Genomic DNA, 5369 nt, shown 5'->3' on the forward strand with positions numbered 1-5369 from the left:
ACATAGGCCACCCGCCCCTCTGCCAGCTCGACAGGGGATCCCTCCGTCAGGGCCAGCTCGAACAGCAGCCGGTCGTCCAAGGGCACCACCCGAAAACCCTGTTCCGTCTGTTTGAGGCGACCCACCAGGGCAGAATTGGCCCGCTCCACAACGGCCACCACCTCTCCCTCAGGGCTGCGGCGACGGTTGCCATCTTTGGTGACCCGCGCCAACACCTGATCCCCATTCCAAGCGCCGCTGAGGTTGCTGCCGTGGATGTACACATCCTCTACCCCCGGCTCGTCCCGAATGGCGAAGCAAAAGCCTTTGCTGGAACAGCGCAAACGCCCCACCACCAAAGATTCGTCCGGCTTGCGCCGATAACGGGGTGGATCCCCGGATCGTTCCAGAAACCCGGCCCGCACCAGGCCATCGAGGGCAATCTCCAGCATTTCCGGCGCTTCTGGATCGGCGGACTGCAAGAGGGCAAGAAGAGTATCTTTGTCGGTCAATTGCTCGGGAGGCTGAGAGAGAAAATGCTGAAAAATTCGAGAGAAGTCCATTTTGGGTATTGGCAAAAGAGGAGAGAAGAAGAGGGGTTAAGACATCGCAAGACCCAACCCGTTGGCGTTAGTCACGCTGGCCGGTGACGATAAAAGCTACCCGCTGACCGATGTTGGTGCTGTGGTCGGCCAGACGCTCCAGGTAACGGATCGCCAGCAACATCAATAGAATAGGCTCGACCGATCCGCGAATGTCAGACTGCTGCGCCAACGTATTGTAAAGGTTAGTGTAATCTTCATCAACGGCGTCGTCTTCCCGCTTCAGTTGTCGGCCCAGGTCAGCATCCAATTCCGTCAGGGCCACCAGGCTGTGGCTGAGCATTTTCTGGCAGCGCTGCATCATCACCTGAATACGACCCAGCTCCGGCGGCGGCGGATACATGACCAAGCGCAGAGCCACTTCGGCCAAATCTTTGGCGTAGTCGCCAATCCGCTCCAGATCGCGTACCAGTTGCATCAGGGTACTGATCCAGCGCAGATCCCGCGCCACCGGGGAGCGCAAGGCAATCAAATTAATACAGTCTTTCTCGATTTGACGATAAAAACGGTCAATTTGCTTGTCTTGGGCGATCACCTGTTCGGCGGCGGCCAAGTTCTGTTCAAACAGGGCCTGCTGGGCCAAGACCACCGATTTTTCCACCAGCGCCCCCATGCGCAGCACGTCCTGCTGTACCCGTTTGATGTGAAGTTGCAGCTCGGCTTGCCCCATGGCTTTCTCCCATGAATGTGGGCAGGGGGGAAATGTCTGCAGTCGTTTTGGATTCAACAGAGCCAGTTGATCTCAATCATGGCAAACTTCGCCTGGAATAGGGGCAGGGAAGATGGCCAACTTGGGGGAAGATGAAAATAGCGGTTGCCCTTTGAGGGGGATTCGTCTGTCTGGAGTTCTCGGGTTGCTTTGTCGATTGAGACGGTCTCATGGCTCTTCCCCCCATCATTGTGTTGGACGATGATCCCACCGGATCCCAAACCGTTCACAGTTGCTTGCTCCTCACCCGCTGGGATCCGCAGACTTTGAAGCTGGGGTTGCAGGATAGCTCGCCAATTCGCTTTATCCTCACCAACACCCGATCCCTGCCGCCGGCCAAGGCCGAAGAGGTGACGCGGTCGGTCTGCCGGGCCCTCAAGCAGGCCATGGGGGAGCTGGGGTGGGAGCGGGCCCTTTTTGTTAGCCGCTCCGACTCGACGCTGCGGGGGCATTACCCCCTGGAAACGGATGTGATGGCAGCAGAGCTGGGGCCTTTTGATGCCCATTTTCTGGTGCCGGCCTTTTTTGAGGGAGGGCGCATCACCCGCAACAGTGTCCACTACCTACGGGTGGGGGAGCGCTGGGTGCCGGTGCATGAGACGGAGTTTGCCCGCGACTCGGTGTTTGCCTACCACCACAGCTATTTGCCCGCTTATGTACAGGAGAAAACCCAGGGGCGGATCCGGGCTGAGCAGGTGGAGCGATTGACCCTAGAGCAGATTCGCGCCGGCTGTCTGGAGCGGCTTTTGAGTCTGGAGGGGAATGTCTGCTGTGTGGTGGATGGAGAAACCCAGGCGGATCTGGATCGCTTTGCCCAGGATGTTTGGGCGGCTATAGAGCAGGGGAAGCGCTTTTTGTTCCGCAGCGCCGCCAGCCTCTTGACGGCTTTGGCCCAATTGCCGCCACAGCCGGTTCTGCCAGAGCAGATGGGGCGGTTTGTCCGCTCAGATCGGCCAGGGGTGGTGATTGTGGGATCCCATGTGCAAAAGTCCAGCCAGCAGTTGGCCCGCCTTCTGCAGGAGCCTGAAACCCAAGGCATCGAGGTGGAGGTGAGGCGACTATTGGATCCCGACGCGGAGCTGCTGCCAGGGATCCTGGCCCAAGTTCACAGCGCCTATGAGCAGGGTCTGACGCCGGTGGTCTACACCAGCCGAGAGGAACTGACGTTCGAAAAGGACGCCGTAGAAATGCGCCTAGCTTTTGGGCAGAAGGTTTCCCGGTTGTTGATGGGCGTGGTGCAGGGGTTGCCGCCGGGAATTGGCTACCTCATCAGCAAGGGTGGCATCACCTCCAACGACACCCTCAGCACTGGCCTCGACTTGCCGGCAGTGCGTTTGCTGGGGCAAATTTACCCAGGGATCTCGATGGTGATCACCCCGGCAGACCATCCCCGCTTTCCCAACCTGCCGGTGGTGTTGTTTCCGGGCAATGTCGGCGAGGTGGATACGCTGGTTTTGATTCATCGTCGCCTCAAAAGTCGGGGCTTGGTCTAGAGTGAAGTTCCTCCTGCCGATGGCTGAATTCGTCCCCCCGCCAGAAGCCCTGCCCACCTTGGATCGCTGGTGGGGATCCCTGCGGCAGCCGCAGGCGGAACTGCCCCCGGCAGTGGTTCACCCTTCTTCCGCTCGTTTGGGCAGCCAATCCTGGGATGCCGATGTGGTGATTGCCGGCGGCACCTTGGGGATCCTTCTGGGGGCGGCTTTGGCCAAGCGGGGCTGGCGGGTGATCCTGCTGGAGCGAGGGATCCTGCGGGGTCGGGAGCAGGAGTGGAACACCTCCCGGCAGGAATTGCAGGTGTTGCTGGAGCTGGAACTGCTCACCCCAAGGGAATGGGAGAAGGTGCAGGTGACCCATTATCCTGGCGGGCGTATTGGCTTTGGGGATGGCCCCAGTTGGTGGGTGGAAGGGGTGCTGAATGTGGGGGTGGATCCCGCTGGATTGCTGGAGCACTGCAAAGCCCACTTTTTGGAATGGGGTGGCCAATTGCGGGAAAATACTTGCTTTTTGGGTGCTGCTGTTCACCCGGATGGGATCGGCATCCAAACCAACACGGGATCCCTCACTGCCCAGTTGCTGGTGGATGCTATGGGGCATCGCTCCCCCCTCGTGGCCCAGGCTCGCCGAGGACAGCCGCCGGATAGCGTGTGTCTGGTGGTGGGATCCTGTGCCCAGGGGCTGCCAGACCAACCCACGGGAGATCTCTTCTACAGCTTTACCCCGGCCCAGAATGGCTACCAGCCCTTTTGGGAAGCCTTCCCCGCCCGCGAGGGCCGCACCACCTATCTGTTTACCTACTGCGACCGGGATCCCCGGCGGCCTAGTCTAGAGCAGCTCTGGCGGGATTACTGCCGGCTGCTGCCAGCCTACCAGGGGGTGGAGCTGGCCCAGATCCGCTGGGTGCGCAAGCTATGTGGCGTTTTCCCCGCCTACCGCCGCAGCCCGCTGCAACTGCCCTGGGATCGCCTATTGGCGGTGGGGGATAGCAGTGGCAGCCAGTCCCCTCTAAGCTTTGGCGGCTTTGGCGCCATGTTGCGCCACCTGGATCGCCTGCAACAAGGAATCCACGAGGCCCTGGCGCAACGGCAGTTGAACCAGGCAGCCCTAGCCCTGCTGCAACCCTACCAGCCCAACTTGGCCGTGACCTGGCTATTTCAGAAGGCCATGATTCCCCCTCTGCAGAACAAAAGTTGGGATCCCGATAGCATTAACCGCCTGTTGAGCAGGGTGTTTGCGGCCATGGTTGCCGCTGGCCCCCAGGTGGTGCAGCCCTTTTTGCAGGATGTGGTGCAGTTTGGCGGCTTGGCCCAGGCCCTGTGGGGGGTGACGCGTCGGGATCCCAGCTTGGTAGCCAGACTTTTGCCTCGGTTGGGGTTGCCGGAGCTGGTGGCATGGGCGGGCCACTTTGGCGCGCTTGGCCTCTACGAGCTGCTGCAAAGGCTAACGGATCGCCCGGAGCCGGAAACCAACCCCCAGGACTACTTCTGGAAGCGGCGCCGCGAGGCTTGGCGCTACGGCTGCGGTCAAGATTACAAGTTATTTCCGTAGTGATATCGAAACATTGTCAATTGTGATTCAATGTGACCAAGCTCACCATTACGTTTCATGACGTTTGATATCCATAGTGGAAGAGTTGGGATCTTTATCCATCCACTCGTCAGTGTAGGAGTTAGCCATGGTTATTCTCGACTACAGCGATGCAGAGAGTGGCTTCTGGGCTTCGACTCCTCAGGGTTTGGTGGAGGTGATCAGGTTTCAGAATCACTTCTACGCCCGTCGGCAAGTGTACAAACGCGCCCAAGACGCGATATCTGCCTGTTGCGCCGACATTGAAAGGGGATTTCTTAGCATTGTGGTGCAGTTTGAGAATCACGCGGAAGTGTGGGCTCAACTGTCGCCGGGCGTACCCGTGCAGTCCCAACCAGAGGCTGCTCCTACGGGCAACCCTGCCAAGCCCAAGCTGACCTATCGCGGCCAACCGGTGAGCAAACCTTCCCGAAATCCCAGCCTCGCCCGCAGGCCCTTGCCTGACTCCCTCTATTTCCGCGGCGCGAAGATCGGCTAGACCGTTTCCGTTTGCCAGGTCTGGAGCGGTCGAGATTTCCCTTCTGGCCGCAGCCATCTGCGTTAGCGGTGCAAAGCACCATAGAGGCCCACCCCATAGCCCAGTACCTCAACCGGATCCCCTTGGCTTTCTGCCGGCAGTTGGGATCCCTTTCCCAACCACTGGGCCTCGTGGCTATCCAAAAGTTTTTCCCAGGTGCCGCTGGGCCATTGGGTATAGGTGACTGGCTGATCGGGGCTGAAATTGAAAAGGGCAAGCAAAGCCTGGGATCCGTGGCGGCGGTGCAGGGCAAGGCCAGAGTTGGAAAAGAGCTCCACTTCCACTCCATCCCGCTCCAAGTGCTGGAGAGCCGGCTGGGTTTTGCGCAGCCGGATCAGGGTCTGGTACCACTTCCAGAGAACCTGGTGGTGACCGGCCTTTTTCAACTCCCAATTCAGCTTAGAGCGCAAGAAAGTCTCTTCAGCTTGGGGATCCGGCGGCTCTCCCTGCCAGGCAAAGGCGCTGAACTCGCGGCGGC

General features: G+C 59.8%; 5 protein-coding genes and 1 pseudogene. 3 read left to right on the forward strand and 3 right to left on the reverse strand.

Annotation, left to right across the window (positions count from 1 at the left end; translation table 11 throughout):
* Together NW856_RS09645 and phoU are read right to left on the reverse strand one after the other, a co-directional pair.
* Positions 1 to 542: pseudogene (locus NW856_RS09645) on the reverse strand (acetazolamide conferring resistance protein Zam); the annotation flags it as partial.
* A 67-nt stretch (positions 543 to 609) separates the two neighbouring features.
* On the reverse strand, positions 610 to 1251 hold the full coding sequence (phoU, locus tag NW856_RS09650) for a phosphate signaling complex protein PhoU (RefSeq protein ID WP_414357802.1): 642 nt from the start codon (positions 1249 to 1251) through the stop codon (positions 610 to 612).
* Between the two features lie 209 nt (positions 1252 to 1460).
* Between phoU and NW856_RS09655 the strand changes: the two genes are divergently transcribed.
* The 3 genes from NW856_RS09655 (at position 1461) to NW856_RS09665 (ending at position 4852) form a co-directional block, all read left to right on the forward strand.
* Positions 1461 to 2783 carry a four-carbon acid sugar kinase family protein gene (locus NW856_RS09655; protein WP_414399997.1) on the forward strand — a complete coding sequence of 441 codons (1323 nt, stop codon included), beginning with the start codon at positions 1461 to 1463 and terminating at the stop codon, positions 2781 to 2783.
* 19 nt (positions 2784 to 2802) lie between these two features.
* A complete protein-coding gene (locus NW856_RS09660; RefSeq protein WP_414399999.1) occupies positions 2803 to 4335 on the forward strand; it encodes an FAD-binding oxidoreductase in 1533 nt (510 codons plus the stop codon).
* A gap of 127 nt (positions 4336 to 4462) precedes the next feature.
* Positions 4463 to 4852, forward strand: coding sequence for a hypothetical protein (locus NW856_RS09665; RefSeq protein WP_414400000.1), 390 nt, complete (start codon positions 4463 to 4465; stop codon positions 4850 to 4852).
* A gap of 62 nt (positions 4853 to 4914) precedes the next feature.
* On the opposite strand, the gene NW856_RS09670 is transcribed toward NW856_RS09665, so the two are convergent.
* Positions 4915 to 5369: DUF3459 domain-containing protein (locus NW856_RS09670; RefSeq protein ID WP_414400001.1), on the reverse strand; the 455-nt coding region annotated here is incomplete at its 5' end.

The organism is Synechococcus sp. R3-13 (assembly GCF_047462195.1).
Classification (GTDB): domain Bacteria; phylum Cyanobacteriota; class Cyanobacteriia; order Thermostichales; family Thermostichaceae; genus Thermostichus.